The organism is Mycobacterium sp. KBS0706 (assembly GCF_005938675.2).
Classification (GTDB): domain Bacteria; phylum Pseudomonadota; class Alphaproteobacteria; order DSM-16000; family Inquilinaceae; genus Inquilinus.
This window is the reverse complement of record NZ_VCCH02000001.1, coordinates 209,157-235,388: the sequence shown is the minus strand read 5'-3', so window position 1 is coordinate 235,388 and position 26,232 is coordinate 209,157. Positions and strand designations below refer to the sequence as shown.

Below are 26,232 nucleotides of genomic sequence, written 5' to 3'. Positions count from 1 at the left end.
CCAGGCGATGCTGGCCGACAGCGTCGCCGAGTTGCACGCCGCGCGGCTGGTGACCTATGAGGCGGCCGACGCGCATGACCGCGGCCTGGACGTCAAGGCGCTGCACGCCCGCTGCTCCGTGGCCAAGCTGCTGGCCTCGGAGATGGCCGGCCGCGTCGCCGACCGGGCGGTGCAGATCTTCGGCGGCCGCGGCTATATGCGCGAGAACGTGGCCGAGCGCTTCAATCGCGAGCTCCGCGTCGACCGGATCTGGGAGGGCACCAGCGAGATCCAGCGCCTGATCATCGCCAGCGGGCTGCTGAAGCGCGGGCTGAAGGGGACGATCGGGCTATAGGAATTCAGGTGAAGAATCCGCTGGAGAATCCCGGCGAAGCGGGCTCTGAATAGAGAAAGCCGACGGCCGCGGCGAACAGGACAATCGGCCGGCAGGTGAGGCGACATAGGGAGCCAGGCGATGACGCGTTCCCCCTTGGCCATCGGGCTGCTGGCCGCGGCCGCCCTCCTCTCCGGCGCGGCGCAGGCCGAGGAGGAGAAGGTCGTCAACGTCTACAACTGGGTCGACTATATCGGCGAGACCACGATCCAGGATTTCGAGGCCGAGACCGGCATCAAGGTGGTCTACGACACCTATGACGCGTCCGAGACCGTCGACGCCAAGATGATGGCCGGCCATTCCGGCTACGACGTGGTGCTGCACAGCTCCCACCTGATCCCGCCTTTGGTCAAGGCCGGGGTGTTCCAGAAGATCGACAAGTCGAAGCTGAGCGATTACGGCAATCTCGACCCCGAGATCCTGAAGGTCGTCGCCGGCCACGACCCGGGCAACGAGTATCTGGTGCCCTATATGTGGGGCACGGTCGGCTTCGCCTACAATGTCGACATGATCAAGCAGCGGATGGCCGATGCGCCGGTCACCTCGCTCGACATGCTGTTCAAGCCCGAGCTGGCGGCGAAATGGGCGGATTGCGGCATCTCGATCCTGGAATCGCCGACCGACATGATCCCGCTGGCGCTGTCCTATCTGCACCGCGACCCGAACTCGCAGAAGGCCGAGGATTACGAGGCCGCGGCGGCGCTGTTCAAGCCGATCCGGCAATACGTCAAGGCGGTGGATTCCGCCAACTACCTGAACCAGTTGCCGAACCAGGAGCTGTGCCTGGCCTTCTCCTGGTCCGGCGACTACGCCACCGCCGCCAGCCGGGCGGAGGAGGCCGGGGTGAAGATCGACCTGGCCTATTCGGTGCCGGACAGCGGCGGCCCGGCCTGGTTCGACGGCTGGCTGATCCCGTCCGACGCGCCGCATCCCGAGAACGCGCTGATCTTCATCAACTACATGCTGCGGCCGAAGGTGATCGCCGCCGCCACCAACTTCACCAACTACGCCAATGCCAACAAGGCGGCCGCGGAGTTCGTGAACAAGGAGATCCTGGAAAACCCGGCGATCTACCCGGACGCGGCGACGCGGGCGAAGCTCTACGTCCCGGCCGACCTGCCGCAGGACGCGCTGCGGCTGCGCACCCGGGCCTGGAGCCAGATCAAGGCCGGGCAGTAGGGGACGGCGGTGCGGGTCGTCGACAACCCCCTCCCCCTAACCCCCTCCCGCGGGGGGAGGGGGGACTCGATTGTTTTGGCTGAGAGATATTTCTCAATTTATCAAAAACTTAGTCCCCCCTCCCCTTGCGGGAGGGGGCCAGGGGGAGGGGGTTCGGGCCGCCAGAACCCACGCTGCCCCTAGATGGCCACCGCCGAGCGCTATCCGGACACCAAGGACCGGCCCTGGCTCGACCCGCAGGCCCAACCGATCCTCCGGATCGAAGGGCTGACCAAGCGGTTCGCCGACTTCACTGCGGTCGACGCCGTCGACCTCGAGATCCACCGCAAGGAGCTGTTCTGCCTGCTCGGCGGCTCCGGCTGCGGCAAGACCACGCTCCTGCGCATGCTCGCCGGCTTCGAGACGCCGAGCGCCGGCCGCATCCTGATCGACGGCCAGGACGTCACCCGGACGCCGCCCTATGAGCGGCCGGTCAACATGATGTTCCAGTCCTACGCCCTGTTCCCGCATATGAGCGTGGAGAAGAACATCGGCTACGGGCTGAAGCACGAGGCGATGACCCCAGCCGAGCGGCGCGACCGTGTGACCGAGCTCTTGGAGCTGGTGCAGCTGCAGGGCTTCGGCCCGCGCAAGCCGCACCAGCTGTCCGGCGGCCAGCGCCAGCGCGTCGCGCTGGCCCGGGCGCTGGCGAAGAAGCCGAAGCTGCTGCTGCTCGACGAGCCGCTGGCGGCGCTGGACAAGAAGCTGCGCGAGCAGACCCAGTTCGAGCTGATGAATATCCAATACCAGGTCGGCGTCACCTTCATTGTCGTCACCCACGACCAGGAGGAGGCGATGGCGCTGTCGACCCGGATCGCGGTGATGAATCGCGGCCGGATCGTGCAGACGGGCACGCCGACCGACATCTACGAATATCCGAACTGCCGCTTCTCGGCGGATTTCATCGGCTCGATCAACCTGTTCGACGGCACGGTGGACAGCGCGGCCGACGGGCGGGTGACGGTGTCGACCGAGCAGGCCGGGCCGCTGGTCGTCGCCCATGCCGGAACGGTGGCGCCGGGCACGAAGGTGTCGGTCGCGGTGCGGCCGGAGAAGATCGCGATCGGGCGCGAGCCGCCGCAGGGCGCCGCCAACACGCTGCAGGGCATGGTCTACGACCTCGGCTATTTCGGCGACCGCTCGCTGTTCCGGGTGCAGCTCGGCAACGGCCGGCTGGTCTCGGTCAGCCGGCAGAACGAGCGCCGCGGGCGGGAGGAGGACCGGCCGGTCGACTGGGACGACCGGGTCTGGCTGTCCTGGTCCCCCGCCGCGGCGCTGCTGCTGACCGAATGACCGCGATCCCGGATCCCGGGGCGGCGAAGCAGCCGGCCGCGCCGCTCTGGCTGCGGGCCGTGCACCGGGTCGGCGACGCCTGGCGCGGCCTGATCATCGGCGTGCCCACTTTCTGGCTGGTGCTGTTCTTCCTGGTGCCGTTCCTGATCGTGCTGAAGATCAGCCTGGCCCAGAGCATCGTCGGCCGCCCGCCCTATTCGGCGTTGCTGGAATGGGGCGAGGGGGCGTGGCCGGTGATCACCGCCTCGCTGCGCAACTACGTGTTCCTGACCCAGGACTGGCTCTACCTCGCCGGCTACCTGAACTCGGTCAAGATCGCGCTGATCTCGACCGCCCTGTGCCTGGTCTGCGGCTATCCGATCGCCTACGGCATCGCCCGGTCCTCGCCCGGCGCGCGCAACATCCTGCTGCTGTTCGTGATCCTGCCGTTCTGGACCTCGTTCCTGCTGCGCATCTATGCCTGGATGGGGCTGCTCAACAAGCAGGGCATCCTCAACGGCTTCCTGGTCTGGAGCGGCATCCTCGACCAGCCGATCGAGATGATGAACACCGACTTCGCGGTCTATCTCGGCATCGTCTACTCCTACCTGCCCTTCATGATCCTGCCGCTCTACGTGACGCTGGAGAAGCTGGACCAGAGCCTGGTCGAGGCGGCGATGGACCTGGGCTCGCGGCCCTGGCGGGTGTTCGTCGACGTCACCCTGCCGCTGTCGCTGCCCGGCATCATCGCCGGGTCGCTGCTGGTGTTCATCCCGGCGACCGGCGAATACGTGATCCCGGCGCTGCTGGGCAACCCGTCCAGCCCGATGATCGGCCAGGTGCTGTTCAGCGAATTCTACTCGAACCGCGACTGGCCGGTGGCCTCGGCCGTGGCGGTGGTGCTGCTGCTGGTCTTGGTGCTGCCGATCCTGTGGTTCCAGAACCGCCAGGCGCGGGGAGGGGAGGCATGAGGGGCCGGTCCCGCTTCCTCACCCTGTGGCTGGTGGCCGGCTTCGTGTTCTTCTACGGGCCGATCGCCTCGATGATCGTGTTCTCCTTCAACGCGTCGCGGCTGGCGACGGTCTGGGGTGGCTTCTCGACGAAGTGGTACGTGGCGCTGTGGGGCAACCGGCAGGTGATGGACGCGGCGCTGCTGAGCCTGCAGATCGCCGCGATCTCGGCCACCATCGCCACCGCGCTCGGCACCATGGCCGGCATCGCCCTGGCGCGGTTCGGCCGGTTCCGCGGCCGGCTGCTGCTGGCCGGAATGGTCACGGCGCCGCTGGTGATGCCCGAGGTGATCACCGGCCTGTCCCTGCTGCTGCTGTTCGTGGCGCTGGAGGACAGCTTCGGCTGGCCGTCCGGCCGCGGCGCCATGACCATCACCATCGCCCATGTCACCTTCTGCATGGCCTATGTCGCCGTGGTGGTGCAGTCGCGCCTGGCCGACATGGATGCGTCAATCGAAGAGGCGGCGGCCGATCTCGGCAGCCGGCCCTGGCAGGTGATGGTCGACATCACCCTGCCGCTGCTGGCGCCGGCGATGGTGTCGGGCTGGCTCCTGGCCTTCACCCTGTCGCTGGACGATCTGGTGATCGCCACCTTCACCTCCGGCCCCGGCGCCAACACCCTGCCGATGCTGATCTTCTCCAAGGTCCGGCTGGGGCTGACGCCGGACATCAACGCCCTGGCGACGATCATCATCCTGGTGGTGGCCAGCTTCGTCATCGCCAGCGCCGTGATCCTGAACCGCCGCGACGCCCGCAAAGCCGGCGACAGCCGCCGCGCCGGGGCCGGATCGGCATAAAGATCACCATCGATTTTTGCGTAAATACAGGCGAAGGAACCCATGTTCGCGTCGTCCCGTTGCGTGTGGGTTGCGGCCTGGATCCGGGTCGCTTCACTGCACTGGAGGACGTGAGATGCGTTCCATTTCCACGGCTTTCGCTCTGGCAGGCCTGTCGCTGCTGGCGGCCGCCTGCACGGTGAACACCGCCCCGCCGGCCCGGACCACCGTGGTCCAGCCCGCGCCGGCTGCCGTGGTCACCCAGCCGGCCCCGGTGGTGGTGCCCGCCCCGACCACCACCTATGTCACGCCGCCGCGCACGACGGTGGTGACGCCGGCCTACTGACGCCGGCTTGTCGGGGTCGTGCCGGCACGACGCCCTGCGGCTCCGGCCGCCAGGATGCGCGATCGGGTATCCGCTTCCCTGGGCCGCCGTGCCGGCGCGAGCCTCTGACCCCAGTCCCCGCAGGGGAACACGACACCGCATCGCCCTGTTGCTGACTGAGCGCGGTGTCGATTCAAGCCGCTCCCACAAAAACTGGAGAATAGGACATGCGCTCCACCATTCTTGCCGTCGCGCTGCTCGGGCTGCCGCTGCTGGCCGCCTGCACCGTGAACAACACCCCGGACAAGCCGGACACCACCGTGGTGACCCAGCCGGCACCGTCGGCGACCGTGGTGACGCCGCCGCCGCGCACCACCGTGGTGACGCCGGCCTACTAAGGGCATACTGCGGCGGAGGCGCGCGTCGTCACAGATATCGCGTCTCCGCCGGCGCCCTCTCCCAATGGCCGGTGCGGCCGTCCTCGAACTGGACCGGCAGCGCTGACAGCTCCTCGGTCGTCACATCGTCCAGGCAGGCGATGTTGACGCCATAGAAGGTGCCGCCCAGCGCCTCCATATGGCCGCGGCCGAAGGGCTTGACGCCGCAGCGGCGGCAGAACAGGTGATGGATGGTGCCGCCGGCGGCGCCGTCGAACTGGTAATCCGACAGCGAATCCTCGCCCTGCAGCAGGCGGAAGTCGGGCGCTTTCACGATCACCTTCCAGAACCGCCCCTTGCTGCAGATCGAGCAGTTGCAGCGGCTGGTGCCGGCCGCCAGGTCGGCCTCGCATTCGAAGCGCACGGCGCCGCAATGGCAGCTGCCGTGATAGGTGCGTTTCATCCGCTTCCTCTCCCGTTGGTTCAGGCCTGCGCCAGAAAGCCCGGCAGCTTGTCGAAGCACTCGTTCCAGCCGCCGCGGTGGCTGTCGCGGCTCTCCACCGACCGGAAGCCGGTCTGGCGGAAGGTCATCTCTGTCTTGCCGCCGCGCTCGCGGAAGGTGAGGGAGATCAGCATCTTCTGCGCCTCCTCCTCGTCCCAGGCGAAGCTGAAGACCAGCCGTTCCGGCGGCGCGATCTCCCGATAGATCCCTGTCATGCCATGGCTCTTGCCGTCGGCCGAGGTGATCACGGCGCTCCAGGTGCCGCCCGGCCGCAGGTCGATCCGCACCGCTGAGGCCGAGAAACCCGTGGGCCCCAACCAGCGCACCAGGTGCTCGGGCTGGGTCCAGGCCTTGAACACCAGGCTGGGCGGAGCGTCGAAGAGGCGGGTGATGAGCAGTTCCGGCCCTGCTTCCAGGGTGGCGCTGTCACTGGGTGCGGTCATCGTCGGTGTCCTTGCCTTGCAGTTGGCGCAGATAGGCGTCCAGCCGGTCGAAGCCGGCATCCCAGAACGGGCGGTATCCCTCGACCCAGTCGGCGATCTCCTTCAGCGGCCCGGCCTGCAGCCGGCAGGGCCGCCATTGCGCCGTGCGGCTGCGCGCCACCAGTCCGGCGCGCTCCAGCACCTTCAGATGCTTGGACACGGCGGTGAGGCTCATGGCGAAAGGCGCGCCGAGCTCGGTGACCGAAGCCTCGCCCCGGGCCAGCCGCGCCAGGATGGCCCGGCGGGTGGGGTCGGCGAGCGCCGCCAAGGTGAGGCTGAGAGGGTCCGTCGACACGTGCTGAACCAATCGGTTAAACAACCGAATGGTTCAATACGGCCGCCGGCCTGGGCCTGTCAAGACTATCGCAGCTGCCCGGCCTCCGGCACGTCGCGGCGGATCCAGCCCTGGAAGGCGCGGAGATTGATCTCCTTCTCGCCCAGCACGCCGCTGCCATAGGCCGAGCCGGACAGGCCCTGCTGCACCGAGCGGATCAGCGCCGCATCCTCGTCATGCACCCGGTTGTTCACCCGCAGATTCAGCCGCCGGGTCAGCTGCATGGCGCGGCGGTCGTCCGGCCGGGCATAGGCGCGCCAGCGCAGGATCGACCGGCCGGGTCCGGCGGGCAGGATGTGGAAATAGTCCAGCAGGTCCGGATACAGCTCCAGCGACACCCCCGGATACAGGAACAGATAGGTCCAGCGCCGCTTCAGCGCCTCCGGCAGATGCGGCACGTCCGGCAGCAGCCGGGCATAGGCCCGGGTCGACCAGCCGCCGTCGGGATCCCGGCGCAGCGCGTGGCTCAGCCGGATGGTGCGGGTGGCGTCGTCCGGCTCGCGGTCATAGGCGCTGGACATCAGCCCGAACAGCCCGGGATGGCCGGTCGGGAAGTGGTAGTCCTCGAGGTAGTTGTCCCAGACATTCTTCCAGTCGGCATCGATCTCGCCGATCCAGTAATCGGTGATCGGCACCATCTCCTCGATCCGGTGCGCCGCCAGCTCCGCCGCATGGGGGGCGTAGCGCTCGGCCACCGACGGGCCGCCGCCTTCGAAGCGCAGGAAGACGAAGCCGGCGAAGACCTCGCAGTCCAGCGGCAGCAGGCCGAGGCCGGCGGTGTCGATCTCCGGAAACGTCTTGGCCGCCGCCACGGCGCGCAGCCGCCCGTCCCAGGCGTAGCACCAGGCGTGGTAGGGGCAGCGGATCAGCCCGCTGCAATGGCCGTCGCGGCCCTGCAGCACGGCATGGGCGCGGTGCCGGCAGACATTGTGGAAGGCGCGCACCCCGCCATCCTCGCCGCGGATGACGAAGGCGCGCTCGCCCAGCGCCTCGAAGGTGACGTAGTCGCCGGGCTCGCGCAGCTCCGAGACATGCGCCACCAGGTGCCAGGCCGGGCGGTGGATGCGTTCGATCTCGGCCGCGTGGATGCCGGGATCGGCATAGGTCCAGCCGGGGAGGGTCAGCGGCAAGGCGGGCGCGTCGGGCTCGGTCTCTGCCACCAGGCGCAGCCGGGCCGGGGCGGCGAATTCCGTCGGGAACAGGTTGGCGAGATAGCGGCGGCAGGTGTCGACCGCGTCGTCCCAGTCGAAGGCCTCGCGCTGCACCAGCGCCTCCTGCGACAGCGCGTCGACCAGCCCGCACAGGCCCAGCGCCGCGGCGCGCAGCTCGATCCGGGCGCCGGCGCGCTCGGCCAGCTCGGCCATCAGCGCGTGCACCGCCTCGTAGAAAGCGCGGTCGGAGGAGGCGACCAGCGCCATATAGTCGTCGCGGGCCCGGCTCTCGCCCCAGAAGGCGTACCAGACCGCCAGCCGCTCCAGGCTCGCCACCTGCGGGTCGAAGCTGGCGCGGACCAGCGCCATCAGCGCCTCCTCCGGCGCCCGGCCGGCGGCCGCCACCGCGCTCTCGCACAGGCCGCGATAGGCCTCGGCCATGCGCGCCAGCGTCGCCTGCAGCAGGTCCTGCTTCGACTTGAAGTGGAAATTGACCATGCCGGCGGTCAGCCCGGCCAGGCTGGCCACCTTGCTCAGCGTGACGTTCGACAAACCGTGCTCGGCGATCGCGGTGATCGCCGCGTCGATCAGCTGCTCGCGCCGCGCATCCTGCGGCAGCCGCGCCCGCACCCGGCTCTCCATGCCGTCGTCCATGCCAACCTCCCGATCGGCCGTTCGACTCTATCGAATGGGAATTTTAGTGAATCGAACGGCCATTCGGCAAGAGGCTCAAACTCAGAGGGCGTTCTGCATCCGCAGGGCCAGCGCTTGGTGGCTGCGGATCAGCCGGGGCAGGTCGAGGCCGGGAATCGCGCCGTGCTCCACCCGCCAGCTGCCGCCGACCATGACGAAATCGGCCCGGTGCGCGCCGCACAGCACCAGCGCCGCCAACGGATCGCCATGGCCGGCAAAGCGCAGCTCGTCCAGCGCGAACAGCGCCAGGTCGGCCTGCTTGCCCGGCGCGATCACGCCGAGATCCGGCCGGCCGAGGCAGGCGGCGGAGCCGGCGGTGGCCCAGCGCAGCGCGTCGCGGTGGCTGATCGCGGTGACGCCGTAGTTGAGCCGCTGCAGCAGGAAGGCGGCCCGCACCTCCTGCATCAGGTTCGAGCCGTCATTGGAGGCGGAGCCGTCGACGCCGAGGCCGACGCTCATCCCCGCCTGCTCCATGCCGTGCACCGGGCAATGGCCGGAGGCCAGGGTCTGGTTCGAGCAGGGGCAATGCGTCACCGCCGTGCCGGCCCGGGCCATGCGGTCGATTTCCGCCGGGTTGAAATGGACGCCATGCGCCAGCCAGGTGCGCGGGCCCAGCCAGCCGCACTCCTCCAGATAGTCGAGCGGCCGGCCGCCGAACTTCTCGACGCAGAACCGGTTCTCGTCCTCGGTCTCGGCGAGATGGGTGTGCAGCCGGACGTCGAGCCGATCGGCCAGCTCCGCCGTGCGCCGCATCAGCGACCCGGTGACCGAGAAGGGCGAGCAGGGGGCCAGCGCGATCTGCACCATGGCGCCGTCTCCGGCCTGATGATGCGCCGCGACCAGCCGCTCGCTGTCGGCCAGGATTGCATCCTCGTCCTGGACCACGCTGTCCGGCGGCAGCCCGCCGTCGCGCACCGACAGGTTCATCGAGCCGCGGGTCAGGGTGGCGCGGATGCCGAGCGACCGCGCCACCTCGACCTCGATGTCGATGGCGTGCTCCAACCCGTCGGGGAAGACATAATGGTGGTCCGAGGTGGTGGTGCAGCCGGACAGCAGCAGCTCCGCCATCGCCACGGTGACGGCGCTGCGCAGCGACTCCGGCTCCAGCCGGGCCCAGACTGGGTACAGCGCCTGCAGCCAGGGGAACAGCTCGCGGTCCAGCGCCGCCGGCACGGCACGGGTCAGGGTCTGGTAGAAATGATGGTGGGTGTTGATCAGCCCGGGCAGCACGACATGGCTGCCGGCGTCGAACACGCCGTCCACCGGCGCCGCGGGTTCCCGCCCCGCCGGCACCAGCTCGGCGATCCGCCCGTCCTCGACCACCACGCCGCGCTCGGCGCCGTCCGCCAGGATCGCCAGCGGGTCCTTGATCCACAGCCGCATGATAAGCCTCCCGTCCCATTTCTTCGGAGCGTAGCACCGGATGAGGGGGACGGGAGAGGTTGTGCGATTTGAAAGTGCTTCAACCTGGTGATGGCATCACGCCGCGTCCTGCCGCGCGGCCGCGGGGGCGGCGATCTCGAAATCGGCCTGGCGCTCCAACACCTTGAGGATGGCGGAGTGGTCCCAGGCGGCGCCGCCCTGGGCGATGGCGGCGTGCAGCAGCTGCTGCGTCGCCGCGGTGTTCGGCAAGGGCACGCTCAGCGCCTTGGCACCGTCCAGCGCCAGGGCCAGGTCCTTCTGGTGCAGGGCGATGCGGAAGCCGGGCGCGAAGTTGCGCTGGATCATGCGCTCGCCATGCACCTCGAGGATGCGCGAGGCCGCGAAGCCGCCCATCAGCGCCTGCCGCACCCGGGCCGGGTCGGCCCCGGCCTTGGCCGCGAACAGCAGCGCCTCGGCCACCGCCTCGATGGTCAGGGCGACGATGATCTGGTTGGCGACCTTGGTGGTTTGGCCGTCGCCATTGCCGCCGACCAGGGTGACGTTCTTGCCCATCGCCTCGAACAGCGGGCGCACCCGGTCGAAGGCGGCCTGCGGTCCGCCGATCATGATGGTCAGGCTGGCGGCCTTGGCCCCGACCTCGCCGCCCGAGACCGGGGCGTCGAGATAGTCGCAGCCCAGCACATTGATCTTCTCGGCGAAGCCCTTGGTGGCGATCGGCGAGATCGAGCTCATATCGACCACGACCTTGCCGGGCGACAGCCCCTCGGCGACGCCGCCGGGGCCGAACAGCGCCGCCTCCACATGCGGCGTGTCGGGCACCATGGTGATGACGATGTCGGCGCGGCGGGCGGCCTCGGCGGCGGAGGAGACGGCGGTGCCGGCCAGCCCCTCCGGCACGCCGGTGATGTCGTAGAGGAAGAGGCTGTGCCCGGCGGCGATCAGGTGGCCGGCCATGGGGCGGCCCATGATGCCGAGGCCGATGAAGGCGACGTTCATGACGAACTCCTGTGAGGAAACGAGAGCCGGAGCCGCCCCCTCACCCGAAATCGCCTTGCGATTTCGACCTCTCCCCAAGGAGAGGTGTAGGGGCCGAGGCTCTCATTCCCCTCTCCTTGGGGAGAGAGAGGGGCCCGCCGCGTTGGCGGCGGGAGGGTGAGGGGGAATGGCTCAGGCCGGCACGGCCGTCCGGGCCCGATACGGCGCGAACCAGCCGAGGCCGGCCTCGGTGCCCGCCTGCGGCACGTATTCGGCGCCGACCCAGCCGGCATAGCCGAGCGCGTCGAGCAGGCGGAACAGGAAGGGGTAATGGATCTCGCCGGTGCCCGGCTCGTGCCGGCCGGGATTGTCGGCGACCTGGATGTGGCCGATGCGGGACATCAGCGCCTGCAAGGTCGGCCCCAGGTCCCCCTCCATGATCTGCATGTGGTAGATGTCGTATTGCAGCCGGGTGTTCGGCGCCTCGACCGCGTCGAGCACGTCGAGTGTCTGCTGTGATCCGTTGAGGAAGAAGGCAGGGATGTCGCGGGTGTTGATCGGCTCGACCAGCAGGTCGATGCCGGCCTCGCCCAGCGCCTTGGCGGCGAAGCGGAGGTTGTCGACCAGCGTATCGCCCAGCACTGTCTCGGCCACCCCCGCCGGCCGCTTGCCGGCCAGGCAGTTGACCTGCCGGCAGCCCAGCGCGGTGGCGTAGTCGATGGCCTGGCCGACCCCGTCCTGGAACTCGCCCTTGCGGTCGGGCAGGCAGGCGATGCCGCGCTCGCCCTTGGCCCAGTCGCCGGCCGGCAGGTTGTGCAGCACCTGGGTCAGGCCGTGGCGCTGCAGCCGCTCGGCCAACTCCTCCTTCGGGTAGGGGTAGGGGAACAGGTACTCGACCCCGGTGAAGCCGGCCTCGGCGGCACGGTCGAAGCGGTCGAGGAAGGAATGCTCGTTGAACAGCATGGTCAGGTTGGCGGCGAAGCGCGGCATGGCGGTCTCACACATTCCCGTTGATGGATCGACCGTTCCCGGCCGCCCCCTCACCCTCCCGGCCCAAGCGGGCCGGGCCCCTCCCTCTCCCCGAGGAGAGGGAATTTTCACCTCGCCCCAGGGGAGAGGTCGGAACCGCGTGAGCGGTTCCGGGTGAGGGGGGCGCTCCGGCCCGGCCGTTTTGGCTGCGATGGGCTCGGCGCTGTCGCTACACCGTCTCCGGCTCGCGGGCCGGGGCGGGGGCGAGGTCGATGATCTCCTCGAACTCGGTGACCTTGTCGATCTCCGGCCCCATGGCGATGTTGGTCACCCGCTCGGTGATGATCTCGACCATGACCGGCAGGCTGGCCTGGGTGGCGCGGGTGCGCGCCCATTGCAGGGCCTCGCCGATCTCCTCCGGGTCGAACACCCGGCGGGCGATGCAGCCGAAGGCCTCCGCCGCCTTGACGTGGTCGACGCCGTAATCGCCGATCTCCGGCGCATTGATGTTCTGGAACGAGAGCTGGACCTCGTAATCCATGTTGTAGCCGCGCTCCGCCTGGCGGATCAGGCCGAGATAGGCGTTGTTCAGCACCACCAGCACGAAGGGGATGCGGTATTGCGCGGCCACCGCCAGCTCCTCGATCAGGAACTGCAGCGAATAGTCGCCGACGATGCCGACCACCTCGGCCGACGGGTCGGCCAGCTTGGCGCCGGTGCAGGCCGACACCTCCCAGCCCAGCGGCCCGGCCTGGCCGCAGATGATGTAGTTGCGCGGCTTGTACACCTTCTGGAACTGGCCCGACGCGATCTGGTACAGGCCGATCGCGGTGACGAAGCGGGTGTCGCGGCCGAAGGCGGCGTTGATCTCCTGGAACGCCCGCTGCGGCTTGATCGGGGTGTTGTCGAAATCGGTCCGGCGCAGCATGGTGCGTTTGCGCTCCTGCACCCCGGCCACCCAGCTCTCGCGCCTCGGCAGGCGGCGGCCGCGGGCCTCGGCGATCAGCGCCTCCAGCGCCAGCTTCGCGTCGGCGACGATGCCCAGGTCGGGGCAGAACACCCGGCCGATCTGGGTCGGCTCGATGTCGACATGGATGAACTTGCGGCCCTTCGTATAGACATCGGTCGATCCGGTGTGGCGGTTGGCCCAGCGGTTGCCGATGCCCAGCACCACGTCGCTCTGCAGGAAGGTGGCGTTGCCGTAGCGGTGCTGGGTCTGCAGCCCGACCATGCCGGCGTTCAGCGGATGGTCGTCGGGGATGGTGCCCCAGCCCATCAGCGTCGGCACCACCGGCACGTTCACCAGCTCGGCGAATTCGACCAAGAGGTCGGACGCCTCGGCATTGATGATGCCGCCGCCGGCGACGATCAGCGGCTTCTCCGCCGCCAGCAGCATGTCGATGGCGCGGGCGATGGCGCTGGGGTTCGGCGCGGGCCGCGACACCGGCAGCGGCGCGTCGGTCTCGGGATCGTAGTCGATGATCTCCTTCTGCACGTCGATCGGCAGGTCGATATGCACCGGGCCGGGCCGGTCGGAGCGCATGATCTGGAAGGCGCGGCGGAACACCCAGGGCACTTGCGCGCCCTCCATCACCGTGATCGCCCATTTGGTCACCGGCCGGGCGATGGCGGCGATATCGACCGCCTGGAAATCCTCCTTGTGCAGCTTGGCGCGCGGCGCCTGCCCGGTGATGCACAGGATCGGGATCGAATCCGCGATGGCGGAGTACAGGCCGGTGATCATGTTGGTGCCGGCCGGGCCGGAGGTGCCGATGCAGACGCCGATCGCCCCGGCCCGGGCGCGGGTATAGCCCTCGGCGGCATGGGTGCCGCCCTCCTCGTGCCGCACCAGCACATGGCGGATGCCGCTGTCCTTCAGCGCCTCGTAGAAGGGCAGGATCGCAGCACCCGGCACGCCGAACGCCACCTCCACGCCCTCGCTGCGCAACACATGCACCGCCGCTTCCATCGCCGTCATCTTGGGCATCATGCCCTCCCGTTCGAAGGTTCTCGGGAGGATGGTGGCGGGCGGAGCGGGGCGGGGCCAGCGGCGGCCCGAAACATTCCAGGGCGTGGAAATCGGCAGTTAGGAACGGTCTTTTTCACCTGGTGGAAGCCGCGTCCCCGTATATGGAGGGATTGCGGAGACCGTCTCTGTACATATATATGTACAGATTATTGGAGATGCTCATGACCCACGTCACCCTCACCGAGCTGCGGGCCAACATGGCCAAGCACCTGGATCAGATCGAGGCCGACCGGACGGAGCTGGTCGTGACCCGCCAGAACCACGAGCCGGTGGTCATTCTGCCGCTCTCCGAGTTCGAGGGGATGCGGGAGACGCTTCATCTCCTCAGCACGCCCGCCAATGCCGATCACCTGCGCCGTTCGATCGCCGAGCTGGATGCGGGCAAGGGAATTGAGCGGACCCTGATCGAGGAATGAAGCTCGTCTTCTCCGAGACCGCGTGGGCCGACTACCTGTTCTGGCAGCAGAACGACAAGGCGGTCCTGGGACGGGTGAACGAGCTCGTCAAAGACGCGTCGCGCTCCCCCTTCACCGGCATCGGCAAGCCCGAACCGCTGGGCGGCGATTTCAAGGGCTGGTGGTCGAGGCGCATCACCCGCGAACATCGTCTCGTCTATCGCCTGGCCGGATCGGGCGATACCCAGGTGCTCGAGATCGCCAGCTGCCGCTTCCACTATCACCGCTGAGTCAAAGACGCCGCAGAGACTCTCAGTGTGGCCGGCCGCCGAGCTGCAGGGTCACCTTCTCGGCCGCCTGGCGCACCAGCATGCCGATCTGGCCGATGCGGTCGTCGCCCATGCGCTCGCGCGGGGCGGAGATCGACAGCGCGGCCACCGGGCGGCCGCCGCGGTCGAGGATCGGCGCGGCGACGCAGCGCACGCCGGACAGGTGCTCCTCGTCGTCGATGGCGTAGCCGGAACGGCGGGCGCGGCTGATCTGGTCGCGCAGGCTGGGCAGGTCCGGCACCGTCTTCTCGGTCAGCCGGGTCAGGGCGAGCGCGGGCAGGGTGCGCGACAGCACCGGGTCGGTCTTGGCCGACAAGAGGGCCTTGCCGACGCCCGAGCCATGCACCGGCAAGGGCGTCGACCCCGGCAGGCTGGCCCCCGGGTCGCCGAGCTGGTGCAGGTAGAGGATGGTTCCGCGCTCTTCCACCGCCAGGTTCACCGTCTCGTGGCACAGGCCGAACAGGGTGCGCATCGGTGGGTCGGCCAGGCGGCGCAGCCCCATGCCGTCGGCATAGGCGAGGCCGGACAGGAAGGCCTGCAGCCCGACCATCCAGCGCCGCGTCGCCGGGTCGAAGCGCACGTAATGCGCCTCCTCCAGCGTGGTCAGCAGGCGGTGGACCGTGGGGGCGGACAGGTCGGTGGCCCGGGCCAGCTCGGTCAGGCTCATGCCCTCGGCCCGGCCGGCCACGGTGTCGAGCAGCCGCAGGGCACGAAGCAGGGACCGGACCTGCCCGGTCTTCGGCTCGTCGATGCTGGGGTCGGCGTCGCGATCGATCTCAGCCATGGCGCTCCTGACTGGACGCTCAGGCCGGTGACCGGCTGCGCGTTCCCTCCCGTTCGTGCATGCGGCGCCCCTGGATGTAGGTCGCCTTCACCGACCGATCATCCCCCAAAGTCATGAGGATGAACAGTTCTTCCTCGAGATCGGCCTCGACCGCCTCCATCCGGTGCGCCATGGCGGCGGTGGCGCGGGCATCCAGCACCACCAGGTCGGCGCAGCGGCCGGGGGCGATGGTGCCGATCTCGTGCTGCAGGCCCAGCGCCTCGGCATTGCCGGCGGTGACCAGGTGGAAGGCCTCCAGCGCCGACAGGTTGGTGCCCTGCAGCTGCTGCACCTTGTAGCCCTCGCCGAGCGTGCGCAGCATCGAATAGCTGGTGCCGCCGCCGACATCCGTCGCCGCCGCGATCCGCACCGGCGGGTCGCGCCGCGCCAGCTCGCGCCCCTGTAAAACGCGTAGGGGGAACAGGCCGCTGCCGATGAACAGGTTCGAGGTCGGGCAGAACACCGCGACCGAGCCGGTCTCGGCCATGCGCCGGCGCTCGCGCTCCTCGAGATGGATGCAGTGGCCGAACAGGGTCTTCGGCCCGAGCAGGCCGTATGTGTCATAGACGTCGAGATAGTCGCGGCTGTCCGGGAACAGTTCGCGCACCGCCGCGACCTCCTTCAGGTTCTCGGCGATGTGGGTCTGGACATAGGCGTCCGGGAATTCCCGCGCCAGCGCGCCCGCCGCCTCCAGCTGCGCCTCGGTCGAGGTGATGGCGAAGCGCGGGGTGACGGCATAGCGCTGGCGCCCTTTGCCGTGCCAGCGTTCCAGCAGGGCGCGGCTGTCGTCATAGGAGGATTGGGCTGTGTCCAGCAGGCCGGACGGCGCGTTGCGGTCCATCATCACCTTGCCGGCGATCATGGCAGTGCCCAGCCGCTCGGATTCGGCGAAGAAGGCCTCGGCCGACCCGGGATGGACCGAGCCATAGACCGCGGCGGTGGTGGTGCCGTTGGCCAGCAGCTCCCCCAGGAACCACTTGGCCTGACGCTCGGCATAAGCCTGGTCGGCGTAACGCTGCTCGGCGACGAAGGTGTATTTCTGCAGCCAGTCCAGCAGCTGCGCGCCGTAGGAGGCGATCACCTGGGTCTGTGGGAAATGCAGATGCGCGTCGATGAAGCCGGGCAGGATCAGCTCGTCCGGGTAATGGTCGACCGCGGTGCCGGCCGGCAGCGCCGGCAGCACCTCGGCCGCTGGGCCGACCCGAGCGATCCGGCCGGCCTCGACCACCACCACGCCGTCGGGGATATAGCGATAGCTGGCGGCATCGCCGGCGCCCTTCGGGGCGGCGAGGAAGCTCAGCAGGCGCCCTCGTAGTGCAGTGGGGGGCAGGGCGGTGGTGGTCATATCGAAGCTCCTGTTACTGCACGGCCTGGTCGGGATCGGCCGTCCAGCGCCCGAGGAGGTCGCGCTCCTCCGGGGTGATCTGGCTGACATTGGCCGGCGGCATGGCGTGGGTCAGCACCGCCTGCAGGCGGATCAGGCTGGCGTGGCGGCGGATCTCCTCCGGCGAGTCCAGCAGCACGCCGCGCGGCGCCTCGTTGATGCCCTCCCAGCCCGGCATGGTCGAGTGGCACATGCTGCAGCGGGACACGACGACGTCCGTCACCTGGGCGAAGGACACCGGCTTCGGGTCCGCCGCGGCCGCCTGGACCGAAGCCTCGGGCTGCGTCGAGATCCAGGGCTTGGTCGCGGTCGCGACCTCGTGCTCGCGCGGCGGCGGCAGGGACGACAGCCAGATGATCGCCGCCATGCAGGCCGCGGCCGCGGCCCAGGTCCACCACGGGGTGACCTTGCCGGCGTGGCGCGAATTGAAGAAGTGGCGGATCACCCCGCCCATCACCAGCACCAGCGCTGTCATCACCCAGGCCCAGTGCGACCCGAAGGCCAGCGGGTAGTGGTTGCTGAGCATCAGGAACAGCACCGGCAGGGTCAGGTAGTTGTTGTGCAGCGACCGCTGCTTGGCCTGCCGGCCCAGCTTCGGGTCGGGCGTCTGCCCGGCGATCAGGGCGTCGACCACCTTGCGCTGGTTCGGGATGATCAGGAAGAAGACGTTGGCCACCATCATCGTGCCGATCAGCGCGCCCATCTGCAGCATGGCGCCGCGGCCGCTGAACACCTGGGCGAAGCCGTAGGCCGCCGCGACCAGCACAAGGAAGCCCGCGGCGGCCAGCTTGACGTCGCTGTCGCCCAGAGGCGACTTGCACAACAGATCGTAGGCCAGCCAGCCGAGGGCCAGGCTGATCACGCTGATCGCGATCGCCTCTTTCGGCGAGAACGGTGACACCTGCGGGTCGATCAGGAACAGGTCGGCGCCGCGGTAGTACAGCACGCAGAGCAGGAAGAAGCCGCTGATCCAGGTGGAGTAGGCCTCCCATTTGAACCAGGTCAGCTCCTTCGGCAGCCGGTCCGGCGCCACCAGGTACTTGACCATGTTGTAGAAGCCGCCGCCATGGATCTGCCAGGCTTCGCCGCCGGCGCCCTTCGGCAGGTCCTCGCGCTTCTTCAGGCTGAGGTCCAGCGCGACGAAATAGAAGGACGAGCCGATCCAGGCGATCGCGGTGATCACGTGCACCCAGCGGGCCACGAGGTTGATCCATTCCCAGATGATCGGCTCCATGCCCTCGCCTCCGCCGCCTTGGCTGATTATCCGTTCCCGCCAGCCTAATGGCCATCGCCGCGGCGGGGGAAGCGATGCGGCTACGCAGCACTTTCAAAAGAAAGGCTATAATCCTGCCCGGTGGATGCGCCAGAATCGCCTCCAGGAACAGGGAGCATGGATTGGCGCTGCTGGAGAACATGCGGGTCTTCGTGCGCGTGGTCGAGCTCGGCAGCCTGTCGGCCGCCGGCCGGCAGGTGCGCATGTCGCCGGCCGTGGTCAGCCACCGCATCCAGCAGCTGGAGCAGCATCTCGGCGTCCGCCTGCTGAACCGCACCACCCGCCAGGTGCAGACCACCGAGCACGGCCAGACCTTCTACCGCCACTGCCTGGTGGTGCTGGACGCGATGGAGCGGGCCGAGACCAGCGTCGCCACCACCAGCGGCGTGCCCTCGGGCAGCCTGCGGGTGACGGCGCCGCTCGGCTTCGGCCGCCGCATCCTGGCGCCGCTGGTGCCGCAGTTCCACGAGCTGTACCCGCGGGTCGAGGTCCGGCTGCGCCTGTCCGACCACCTGCTCGACCTGCTGGGCGAGGCGGTGGATTTGGCGATCCGCATGGCGGAGATGAAGGATTCCAGCTTCGTGCTGCGCAAGATCGCCGATTGCCGGCGGGTGCTCTGCGCGGCGCCGTCCTATCTCGAGGCCCATGGCAACCCGAAGGCGCCGGAGGAGCTGGTGGGCCACAACTGCCTGCTGCTGCGCTTCCCGGGGTCGCGGCAGTACCAGTGGACGCTGGAGGGCAGGGACGGCCCATCCAAGGTGCCGGTGCGCGGCAGCTTCGATGCCGATGACGGCGACGTGCTGACGCAATGGGCCGTCGACGGCCGCGGCATCGTCATGAAGCCGGTGTGGGAGGTGGCGGCGCATCTGCGCAGCGGTACGCTGCAGATCGTGCTGCCCGATCATCCGCCGGAGCCGGTGGTGCTGGCGGTGCTGTACCCGCATCGCAGCTTCCTGCCGGCCAAGGTGCGGGTGTTCTCCGATTATCTGGTGGAGCACACGCGGGCGCTGCTCAGCCCCGACCTCGTGCCCTGATCGCCGCGACCAGCCGCGTCGCCGCACGGTCGATATCGGCTTCGGTGGTGCCGCGGCCGAGGCCGAAGCGCAGGCTGCCATGGGCCTCCTCCGGCGCCAGGCCGATGGCGCGCAGCACATGCGACGGCTCCGGGCTGCCGGTGGAGCAGGCCGAGCCGGTGGACAGCGCCAGCTCCGGCAGGTCGAGCAGCAGGTCGGCCGCGTCCAGCCCCGGCACGCTGACATTGAGGCAGCCGGGCAGGCCGTGATCGGCGGAGCCGTTGCGGCGCAGGCCGGGCAGGGCTTGCTGCAGCGCTTGGAACAGCCGCTCGCGCAGCGCGGCCAGGCGCTGCGCATCGGCCGAGCGACGCTGCCGGGCGATGCTGCAGGCGGCGCCGAGCCCGACGCAGAGCGCGGTCGGCAGGGTCCCGGCGCGGCGCCCCTGCTGCTGGCCGCCGCCAAGGAGGAGGGGGCGCAGCGCCGCGCCCTCGCGCACGAACAGCGCGCCGATGCCCATCGGGCCGTACAGCTTGTGGCCGGACAGGCTGAGGAAGGCGAGGTCGAGGGCGCGGACATCGACCGCGCCGGTCGACAGGATCTGCACGGCGTCCGTGTGCAGCAGGGCCCCGGCCGTGACGCAGATCCGCGCCGCCTCGGCCAGCGGCTGGATCGTGCCGATCTCGTTGTTGGCCGCCATCAGCGAGACCAGGGCCGGGCGCCCGGCCAGCAGCGTCTCCAGCGCGGCGAGATCGGCGGTGCCGTCCGGCCCGACCGGCAGGGTGGCGGTACGATGGCCTCGCGCGGCGAGCTCCGGCAGGCAGGCCAGAACGCTGGGGTGTTCGGTCGCCGAGGCGATCACGGGCCAGCCCTCGGGCGTACCGCCCAGCAGGGCCAGGTTGTTGGCCTCGGTGGCGCCGCCGGTGAACAGGATCTCGCCCGGCCGGGCCCCGACCAGCGCCGCCACCTCGGCCCGCGCCGCCTCGATCGCCTCCGCCGCCCGCCAGCCCGGCCGGTGCCGCGCCGCATGCGGATTGCCCACCGCCGCCGGATCGAGCCAGGCCCGCATGGCGTCGAGCACCTCCGGATCCAGCGGGGTGGAGGCGAGGTGGTCGAGATAGAGCGGGGCGGTCATGACGACTCCCCAATCCTGGCTCCGCCGTTCGGGCCACTGCACAATGGAGTCCCCCCTCCCCTCGCGGGAGGGCGTCTACACATCTGCCCGGCGTCATCGGATTGCCTCTCCCGCTTGCGGGAGAGGTCGGGCTCGCGCAGCGAGACCGGGTGAGGGCGGTTCGGCCTCGACACCAGGAGCGGCGTTTCAGGACCGGCCAGATCACATGCTCGCTCGCGGCAAAGCTGTGCTTGCGGCGAGACCGCGATCCCCTCACCCGGACATCCTTCGGATGTCCGACCTCTCCCGCAAGCGGGAGAGGCAATCTGTTCGTAAGCCCGACGCGAGGGGAGGGGGGACTCAAGGGGGGTGCGCATCGGCCACAGGCCGTGTTGGGTTCGCTCGTCGCGAACCCAACCTACGGAGTGCGGCTTAAGCCTCCACGCCCTCGACATACCAATCCATCTTGGCGATCTCGTCGTCGCTCAGGGCCTTGCCCTCGGGCACGACCAGCTCGCCCTTCTGGTTCTTGATCGGGCCGGCGAAGGGGTCGAGCGTGCCGGCGATGATGTCGGCCTTGGTCTTCTCCGCCGCGGCCACGACATCGGCCGGGATCGCCTCATTGTACGGCGCCAGCGTGACCATGCCGTGCTTGAAGCCCCACCAGATGCTCGAGGTCTTCCAGGTGCCGTCGAGCACGGCCTGCACCCGCTCGACATAATACGGGCCCCAATTGTCGACGATCGAGGTCAGCTGCGCCTTGGGCGCGAAGTTGCGCATGTCCGACGCCTGGCCGAAGCCGTGGATGCCACGCGCCTCCGCCACCTGGATCGCCGCCGGGCTGTCGGTGTGCTGGCATAGGATGTCGGCGCCGCCGTCGATCAGGGCCTTGGCGCCGTCGCTCTCCTTGCCCGGGTCGTACCAGCTGTTGACCCAGATCACCTTCACCTTCATGTCCGGCCGGATCTTCTGCGCCGCCAGCGTGTAGGCGTTGATGCCCATCACCACCTCGGGGATCGGCACCGAGCCGATATAGCCGGTGATGCCCGACTTGGTCATGTGGCCGGCGATGGTGCCGCACACCGCGCGCCCCTCATGGAACCGGGCGTTGTAGGTGCTGACGTTGGGCGCGGTCTGGTAGCCGGTGGCGTGCTCGAACTTCACCTTCGGCAGCGACTTGGCGGCCCGGATCGTCGGGTTCATGTAGCCGAACGACGTCGTAAAGATCAGCTCGTTGCCGGCCTGGGCCAGCTGGCGCAGCACGCGCTCGGCGTCCGGGCCCTCCGGCACGCTCTCGACATAGCTGGTCTTCACCTTGTCGCCGAAATGCGCGTCGATCTCGCGGCGGGCGATGTCGTGGCCGTGGGTCCAGCCATAGTCGCCGATCGGGCCGATATAGATGAAGCCGACCTTCAGCGGCTCCGCCGCCCAGACCCGGCCGGGCAGGATCGTCGTCGCCAGGGTGGCCGCAGAGCCCGCCAGCACCGACCGGCGGGAGAAGCGCATCGACATTGAAGACCTCCTTGTTGTGATTCACCGGATGATAGCGATCCGGGATTGGAAGCGCGATTGGGATCGCGCTCCTGTTTCAGCCTAGATGGACGGGCGGAACGGCTTGCCCAGCGCCGCCGGCGCCTGCAGCCGGCCGCGCCACGGCCCGGCGGCGATGATCACCAGCACCGCGATGGTGGCGAGGTAGGGCAGCATGGTGAAGACCTGCGGCGGGACGTCGATGCCGCCGATGCCCTGGGCGTGCAGCTGCAGGATGGTGACGCCGCCGAACAGATAGGCGCCCAGCAGCACCCGCCATGGCCGCCAGGACCCGAACACCACCAGCGCCAGCGCGATCCAGCCGCGGCCGGCGGTCATGCCCTCGATCCACAGCGGCGTGTAGGACAGCGACAGGAAGGCCCCGGCCAGCCCGGCCATGGCGCCGCCGAACAGGCAGGCGAGATAGCGCACCAGCAGCACCGGATGGCCGATCGAATGCGCCGATTCCGCGGATTCGCCGACCGCGCGCAGCACCAGCCCGGCGCGGCTGCGCTTCAGGAACCAGGCGACGCCGAAGGTCATGGCGACCGACAGGTAGACCAGCGCGTCCTGGCCGAACAGCAGTGGCCCGACGACCGGCAGGTCGGTCAGCACCGGCAGCGACAGCTTCGGCAGCGGCGCGATCGGGTGGCCGACGAAGCCGGAGCCGAGCAGGGCGCTCAAGCCCACGCCGAAGATGGTCAGGGCCAGGCCGGTGGCGACCTGGTTCGCCATCAGGGTCAGGGTCAGCACGGCGAAGATCAGCGACATCGCCGTGCCGGCCAGGGCGGCGGCCAGGATGCCCAGCGCCGGCTGGCCGGTGGTGAAGGTCACGGCGAAGCCGGTGACCGCGCCGATCAGCATCATGCCCTCGACGCCGAGGTTGAGGACGCCGGAGCGCTCGACCACCAGCTCGCCCAGCGCGGCGAGGAGGAGGGGGGTGGCCGCGGTGATCACCGTCGCCGCGATCAGGACGAACATCTCCATCACGACACCGTCACAGGTTTGGCCTGGGCCGAGGTCCAGCGCAGGCGGTAGCGGACCAGCATGTCGGCGGCCAGCAGGTAGAACAGCAGCATGCCCTGGAATACGCCGGTCGCCGCGGTCGGCAGCCCGGCCGAGACCTGGGCGTTCTCACCGCCGATATAGGACAGGGCCATGACCAGCCCGGCGGCGACGATGCCGATCGGGTGCAGCCGGCCGAGGAAGGCGACGATGATGGCGGTGAAGCCGTAGCCCGGGGTCAGCTGCGGGATCAGCTGGCCGATCGGGCCCGCCGCCTCGAAGGTCCCGGCCAGCCCGGCCAGGGCGCCGGACAGCAGCAGGCTGAACCAGGTCACGCGCTTGCGGCTGAAGCCGGCGAAGCGGGCGGCGGCCGGGGCCTGGCCGACCACCTGGATCTGGAAGCCGAACACGGTGCGGCCCATCAGGAACCAGGCGCCGACCGCGACCAGCCCCGCCACCAGCACGCCGAGATGCAGCCGGGTGCCTTCGACCAGGATCGGCAGCACCGCGGCATCGGTGAACATCCGGGTCTGCGGGAAGTTGTAGCCGTCGGGGTCCTTCCATGGCCCGTAGACCAGGAGGCCCAGCACCTGGACGGCGACATAGGTCAGCATCAGGCTGGTCAGGATCTCGCTGACGTCGAAGCGGGTCTTCAGGAAAGCCGGGATCGCGGCATAGGCCATGCCGCCCAGGGCGCCGGCGACGCACATCGCCGGCAGGATCCACCAGCCATCCTCGCCCCAGAAGGCGAGGGCGACGGCGCCGGCGGCGACGGCGCCGATGATCAGCTGGCCCTCCGCCCCGATATTCCAGACATTGGCGCGGAAGCCGATGGCCAGGCCGGTGGCGATCAGGATCAGCGGCGCCGCCTTCACCCCCAGCTCGGTCCAGCCGTAGAAGCTTTCCACCGGCACGATCAGGAACTGGTACAGCGTCTCGGCCGGATCCAGGCCGAGCGCCAGGAACAGCAGATAGCCGCTGGCGACGGTCAGGGCGATGGCGATCAGCGGCGTCAGCCAGACCATGGCGCGGGACGGTTCCCGCCGGGGTTCGATCCTAAGCGACATGGACGGCGTGCTCCTTCTCCTCGGCCGTGGCCGGCTCGGTCCCGTGCAGCCCGCCCATCAGCAGGCCGATCTCGGCGACCGAGATCTCGGCAGTCGGCCGCGCCTCGGACAGCTGGCCGAGATTGATCACCGCGAGGCGATCGGTGACCTGCAGCAGCTCGTCGAGGTCCTGCGAGATCACCACCACCGCGGCGCCGTTCTGGGCCAGGGTCATCAGCGCCTGGTGGATCGCGGTGGCGGCGCCGGCGTCGACGCCCCAGGTCGGCTGCGACACGATGAAGACCTCGGGCGTCTGCAGCACCTCGCGCCCGACCACGTATTTCTGCAGGTTGCCGCCGGACAGGCTGCCGGCCGCCGCCTCGGCGCCGCGCGCCTTGACGCCGAACTCATGGATCACGCGCTCGGCATAGCGGCGGGCCAGGCCGGCGCGGATCAGCCCGCCGGGCGCCAGCTTCATCCGGTTGCGGGCGCTCAGCAGGGTGTTGGCCGCCAGGCTCATCTCCGGCACCGCGGCATGGCCGTTGCGCTCCTCCGGCACGCTGCACAGCCCCAGCAGGCGGCGCTGCTCCGCGCTCATCGCCCCGACCGGCCTGCCGCCGATTCGGATCGCGCCGGCAGGCCGCACCCTGCGCTCGCCGGACAAGGCCTGCAGCAGCTCGTTCTGGCCGTTGCCGGCGATGCCGGCGATGCCCAGGATCTCGCCGGCGCCGACGGTGAAGCCGATCTGTTTCAGTGCCGTGCCGAAGGGGCCGTCGGCGGGCAGGCTCAGCCGGTCCACCACCAGCTTCGCCTCGGATTCGCCGCGGGCGCCGCGCCGGGACAGGGTGCGCAGCTCGGCCCCGATCATCATCTGCGCCATGCTGCGCGCGGTCTCGGCCGCCGGGTCGCACGACCCCACCACCTTGCCGCCGCGCATGATCGTGGCCCGGCTGCACAGCGCCTTGATCTCGTGCAGCTTGTGGCTGATGTAGAGGATCGAGCAGCCTTCCGACGCCAGGCGGCGCAGCGTCTCGAACAGCCGCTCCACCTCCTGCGGGGTCAGGACCGAGGTCGGCTCGTCCATGATCAGCAGCTTCGGGTCCTGCAGCAGGCAGCGCACGATCTCGACCCGCTGGCGCTCGCCGACCGACAGGGTGTGGATCTCGCGATGCGGGTCCAGCGGCAGGCCATAGGCCTCGGACACCTCGCGGATGCGCTTGGCCAGCACGCGCCGGTCGGGCGGGCTCTCCAGGCCGAGGGCGATGTTCTCGGCCACGGTCAGCGCCTCGAACAGCGAGAAGTGCTGGAACACCATGCCGATGCCGAGGCGGCGGGCCTCATGCGGGCTGGCGGGGCGGGCCGGCTGCCCGTTCCACAGGATCTCGCCGGCATCGGGCTGCAAGAGCCCGTAGATCGATTTCACCAGCGTCGACTTGCCGGCGCCGTTCTCGCCGAGCAGCGCGTGGATCTCGCCGGGCTGGACGGAAAAGCTTACGCCGTCGTTCGCGACGAGGCTCGCGAACCTTTTGGTGATGCCGCGCAGTTCGATGCGCGCGGGGCCGGCCCCCGAGTTGCGGTCCATGAAGCCTCCTGTTCTGGAGCCGCCCCCGCCGCCGGTTTGTCGGCGGTGGCGGGCACGTCCTTAGCCTTGGCGAAGGCGATGAGCAATTCCGCCGCGACCATGGCGGCGATGACGGGCGGACGCTTGTCCCGCCCGAGGCCCGCCCCGATCGGGCAGGTCAGCTCTCCGGTGCGCCGCGGGTCGTTGCCCCGGGCCCGGAACCAGCGCTCGAAGCGCTCGCGCTTGGTGGCCGATCCGATCAGCCCGACATAGGCGGCGTCGCCGCGCCGCAGGGCCGCCTCGGTGACCTCGAAATCCATGGCGTGGCTGTGGGTCATCACCAGATAGGCGGCGCCGGGCGGGGCCTCGGCGATGACGTCTGTCGGGGTCGGGGTCAGCCGGCGGGTGATGCTCTCCGGGATCTCGGCCGGGAACTCGTCGGCGCGGCCGTCGACCCACTGGATCTTCACCGGCAGCGGCGCCAGGGCGCGGGCCAGCGCCTTGCCGACATGGCCGGCGCCGAAGACCAGGACGCTCGGGCGAGTCTCCGCCTCTTCGGCTTCTTCGGCCTCGATCCGGGCCAGGGTGGCGCCGTCGGCCAGCTCCAGGTCGATCACGACATAGCCGCCGCAGCACTGGCCGATGGCGGGACCGAGCGGGATCTCGACCCGCTGCGACCGCTCCTTGGTGGCGATCAGGGCCCGGGCGGCGGCGATCGCGTCCCACTCCATCCGGCCGCCGCCGATGGTGCCGCGGGCGGCGCCGGCGGTGACCAGCATGTGCACCCCGGCCTCGCGCGGGGTCGAACCGCGGGCCTCAGTCAGCGTCACCAGCGCCGTCGGCTCGCCATCGCCGAGCCACAGCCGCAGGGTGGGGGCGAGGGGGGTCATTTC

General features: G+C 69.7%; 27 protein-coding genes. 10 read left to right on the top strand and 17 right to left on the bottom strand.

Annotated elements, in window-relative coordinates; genetic code table 11:
* The 7 genes from FFK22_RS01080 to FFK22_RS42640 all read left to right on the top strand — a co-directional run.
* The coding region (locus FFK22_RS01080) for an acyl-CoA dehydrogenase family protein (protein ID WP_306770058.1) at positions 1 to 334 on the top strand (334 nt) is incomplete at its 5' end.
* Positions 335 to 454: 120 nt separating this feature from the next.
* Positions 455 to 1,552 (top strand): polyamine ABC transporter substrate-binding protein, encoded by a 1,098-nt coding sequence (locus FFK22_RS01075; RefSeq protein WP_138892809.1) that lies wholly within the window; start codon positions 455 to 457, stop codon positions 1,550 to 1,552.
* A gap of 183 nt (positions 1,553 to 1,735) precedes the next feature.
* Positions 1,736 to 2,884, top strand: a complete 1,149-nt coding sequence (locus FFK22_RS01070) for an ABC transporter ATP-binding protein (RefSeq protein WP_138892808.1) — start codon at positions 1,736 to 1,738, stop codon at positions 2,882 to 2,884.
* Positions 2,881 to 3,834 carry an ABC transporter permease subunit gene (locus FFK22_RS01065; protein ID WP_138892807.1) on the top strand — a complete coding sequence of 318 codons (954 nt, stop codon included), beginning with the start codon at positions 2,881 to 2,883 and terminating at the stop codon, positions 3,832 to 3,834. Before FFK22_RS01070 ends, FFK22_RS01065 begins: the two co-directional genes overlap by 4 nt.
* Complete coding sequence (locus tag FFK22_RS01060; RefSeq protein ID WP_138892806.1) at positions 3,831 to 4,670, top strand: ABC transporter permease subunit; 840 nt, start codon at positions 3,831 to 3,833, stop codon at positions 4,668 to 4,670. The genes FFK22_RS01065 and FFK22_RS01060 overlap by 4 nt, the downstream gene beginning before the upstream one ends.
* A 115-nt stretch (positions 4,671 to 4,785) precedes the next feature.
* Positions 4,786 to 4,995, top strand: coding sequence for a hypothetical protein (locus FFK22_RS01055; RefSeq protein ID WP_138892805.1), 210 nt, complete (start codon positions 4,786 to 4,788; stop codon positions 4,993 to 4,995).
* Between the two features lie 206 nt (positions 4,996 to 5,201).
* Entirely contained in the window at positions 5,202 to 5,372 is a 171-nt protein-coding gene (locus tag FFK22_RS42640) for a hypothetical protein (protein WP_186002238.1), read from the top strand.
* A 28-nt stretch (positions 5,373 to 5,400) separates the two neighbouring features.
* On the opposite strand, the gene FFK22_RS01050 is transcribed toward FFK22_RS42640, so the two are convergent.
* From FFK22_RS01050 to gcl, 8 genes are all read right to left on the bottom strand, one after another.
* On the bottom strand, positions 5,401 to 5,814 hold the full coding sequence (locus FFK22_RS01050) for a GFA family protein (RefSeq protein ID WP_138892804.1): 414 nt from the start codon (positions 5,812 to 5,814) through the stop codon (positions 5,401 to 5,403).
* Between the two features lie 20 nt (positions 5,815 to 5,834).
* Positions 5,835 to 6,296 carry an SRPBCC domain-containing protein gene (locus FFK22_RS01045; protein ID WP_138892803.1) on the bottom strand — a complete coding sequence of 154 codons (462 nt, stop codon included), beginning with the start codon at positions 6,294 to 6,296 and terminating at the stop codon, positions 5,835 to 5,837.
* On the bottom strand, positions 6,280 to 6,630 hold the full coding sequence (locus FFK22_RS01040; protein ID WP_138892802.1) for a helix-turn-helix transcriptional regulator: 351 nt from the start codon (positions 6,628 to 6,630) through the stop codon (positions 6,280 to 6,282). The genes FFK22_RS01045 and FFK22_RS01040 overlap by 17 nt, the downstream gene beginning before the upstream one ends.
* A 65-nt stretch (positions 6,631 to 6,695) precedes the next feature.
* Complete coding sequence (locus tag FFK22_RS01035) at positions 6,696 to 8,474, bottom strand: SRPBCC family protein (protein WP_138892801.1); 1,779 nt, start codon at positions 8,472 to 8,474, stop codon at positions 6,696 to 6,698.
* Between the two features lie 81 nt (positions 8,475 to 8,555).
* Positions 8,556 to 9,896, bottom strand: coding sequence for an 8-oxoguanine deaminase (locus FFK22_RS01030; RefSeq protein ID WP_138892800.1), 1,341 nt, complete (start codon positions 9,894 to 9,896; stop codon positions 8,556 to 8,558).
* A gap of 96 nt (positions 9,897 to 9,992) precedes the next feature.
* Positions 9,993 to 10,892, bottom strand: a complete 900-nt coding sequence (locus tag FFK22_RS01025; RefSeq protein WP_138892799.1) for a 2-hydroxy-3-oxopropionate reductase — start codon at positions 10,890 to 10,892, stop codon at positions 9,993 to 9,995.
* Positions 10,893 to 11,063: 171 nt separating this feature from the next.
* Positions 11,064 to 11,861, bottom strand: coding sequence for a 2-oxo-tetronate isomerase (otnI, locus tag FFK22_RS01020; RefSeq protein WP_138892798.1), 798 nt, complete (start codon positions 11,859 to 11,861; stop codon positions 11,064 to 11,066).
* A gap of 208 nt (positions 11,862 to 12,069) precedes the next feature.
* Complete coding sequence (gene gcl, locus FFK22_RS01015; protein WP_138892797.1) at positions 12,070 to 13,827, bottom strand: glyoxylate carboligase; 1,758 nt, start codon at positions 13,825 to 13,827, stop codon at positions 12,070 to 12,072.
* Between the two features lie 203 nt (positions 13,828 to 14,030).
* Here gcl and FFK22_RS01010 point away from each other — a divergent pair, with 203 nt between their 5' ends.
* Both FFK22_RS01010 and FFK22_RS01005 read left to right on the top strand, forming a co-directional pair.
* Positions 14,031 to 14,285, top strand: coding sequence for a type II toxin-antitoxin system Phd/YefM family antitoxin (locus FFK22_RS01010; RefSeq protein ID WP_138892796.1), 255 nt, complete (start codon positions 14,031 to 14,033; stop codon positions 14,283 to 14,285).
* Positions 14,282 to 14,554 carry a Txe/YoeB family addiction module toxin gene (locus tag FFK22_RS01005; RefSeq protein ID WP_138892795.1) on the top strand — a complete coding sequence of 91 codons (273 nt, stop codon included), beginning with the start codon at positions 14,282 to 14,284 and terminating at the stop codon, positions 14,552 to 14,554. The genes FFK22_RS01010 and FFK22_RS01005 overlap by 4 nt, the downstream gene beginning before the upstream one ends.
* A 22-nt stretch (positions 14,555 to 14,576) precedes the next feature.
* On the opposite strand, the gene FFK22_RS01000 is transcribed toward FFK22_RS01005, so the two are convergent.
* From FFK22_RS01000 to FFK22_RS00990, 3 genes are read right to left on the bottom strand one after another with little or no spacing between them, the layout of a single operon-like run.
* Positions 14,577 to 15,377 (bottom strand): IclR family transcriptional regulator, encoded by an 801-nt coding sequence (locus FFK22_RS01000; protein ID WP_138892794.1) that lies wholly within the window; start codon positions 15,375 to 15,377, stop codon positions 14,577 to 14,579.
* Between the two features lie 19 nt (positions 15,378 to 15,396).
* The gene (gene guaD / locus FFK22_RS00995) at positions 15,397 to 16,761 is read right to left on the bottom strand and encodes a guanine deaminase (protein WP_138892793.1); all 1,365 of its coding nucleotides are present in this window, start codon (positions 16,759 to 16,761) and stop codon (positions 15,397 to 15,399) included.
* Between the two features lie 13 nt (positions 16,762 to 16,774).
* Positions 16,775 to 18,034, bottom strand: coding sequence for a urate hydroxylase PuuD (locus tag FFK22_RS00990; protein WP_138892792.1), 1,260 nt, complete (start codon positions 18,032 to 18,034; stop codon positions 16,775 to 16,777).
* A gap of 161 nt (positions 18,035 to 18,195) precedes the next feature.
* On the opposite strand from FFK22_RS00990, the gene FFK22_RS00985 reads away from it, so the two are divergent.
* Positions 18,196 to 19,107 (top strand): LysR family transcriptional regulator, encoded by a 912-nt coding sequence (locus tag FFK22_RS00985; protein ID WP_138892791.1) that lies wholly within the window; start codon positions 18,196 to 18,198, stop codon positions 19,105 to 19,107.
* Here FFK22_RS00985 and FFK22_RS00980 read toward each other — a convergent pair.
* The 6 genes from FFK22_RS00980 to xdhC all read right to left on the bottom strand — a co-directional run bounded on the left by FFK22_RS00980 (position 19,085) and on the right by xdhC (position 26,229).
* Entirely contained in the window at positions 19,085 to 20,218 is a 1,134-nt protein-coding gene (locus FFK22_RS00980; protein ID WP_138892790.1) for a cysteine desulfurase family protein, read from the bottom strand. The genes FFK22_RS00985 and FFK22_RS00980 overlap by 23 nt on opposite strands.
* 411 nt (positions 20,219 to 20,629) lie before the next feature.
* The gene (locus FFK22_RS00975; RefSeq protein WP_306770057.1) at positions 20,630 to 21,709 is read right to left on the bottom strand and encodes a BMP family ABC transporter substrate-binding protein; all 1,080 of its coding nucleotides are present in this window, start codon (positions 21,707 to 21,709) and stop codon (positions 20,630 to 20,632) included.
* An 81-nt stretch (positions 21,710 to 21,790) separates the two neighbouring features.
* The gene (locus tag FFK22_RS00970; protein ID WP_138887591.1) at positions 21,791 to 22,714 is read right to left on the bottom strand and encodes an ABC transporter permease; all 924 of its coding nucleotides are present in this window, start codon (positions 22,712 to 22,714) and stop codon (positions 21,791 to 21,793) included.
* Entirely contained in the window at positions 22,714 to 23,799 is a 1,086-nt protein-coding gene (locus tag FFK22_RS00965) for an ABC transporter permease (protein ID WP_138887592.1), read from the bottom strand. Before FFK22_RS00965 ends, FFK22_RS00970 begins: the two co-directional genes overlap by 1 nt.
* The gene (locus FFK22_RS00960; RefSeq protein ID WP_138887593.1) at positions 23,789 to 25,360 is read right to left on the bottom strand and encodes an ABC transporter ATP-binding protein; all 1,572 of its coding nucleotides are present in this window, start codon (positions 25,358 to 25,360) and stop codon (positions 23,789 to 23,791) included. The genes FFK22_RS00965 and FFK22_RS00960 overlap by 11 nt, the downstream gene beginning before the upstream one ends.
* On the bottom strand, positions 25,270 to 26,229 hold the full coding sequence (xdhC, locus tag FFK22_RS00955; protein ID WP_138887594.1) for a xanthine dehydrogenase accessory protein XdhC: 960 nt from the start codon (positions 26,227 to 26,229) through the stop codon (positions 25,270 to 25,272). The genes FFK22_RS00960 and xdhC overlap by 91 nt, the downstream gene beginning before the upstream one ends.
* Between the last annotated feature and the right edge of the window lie 3 nt (positions 26,230 to 26,232).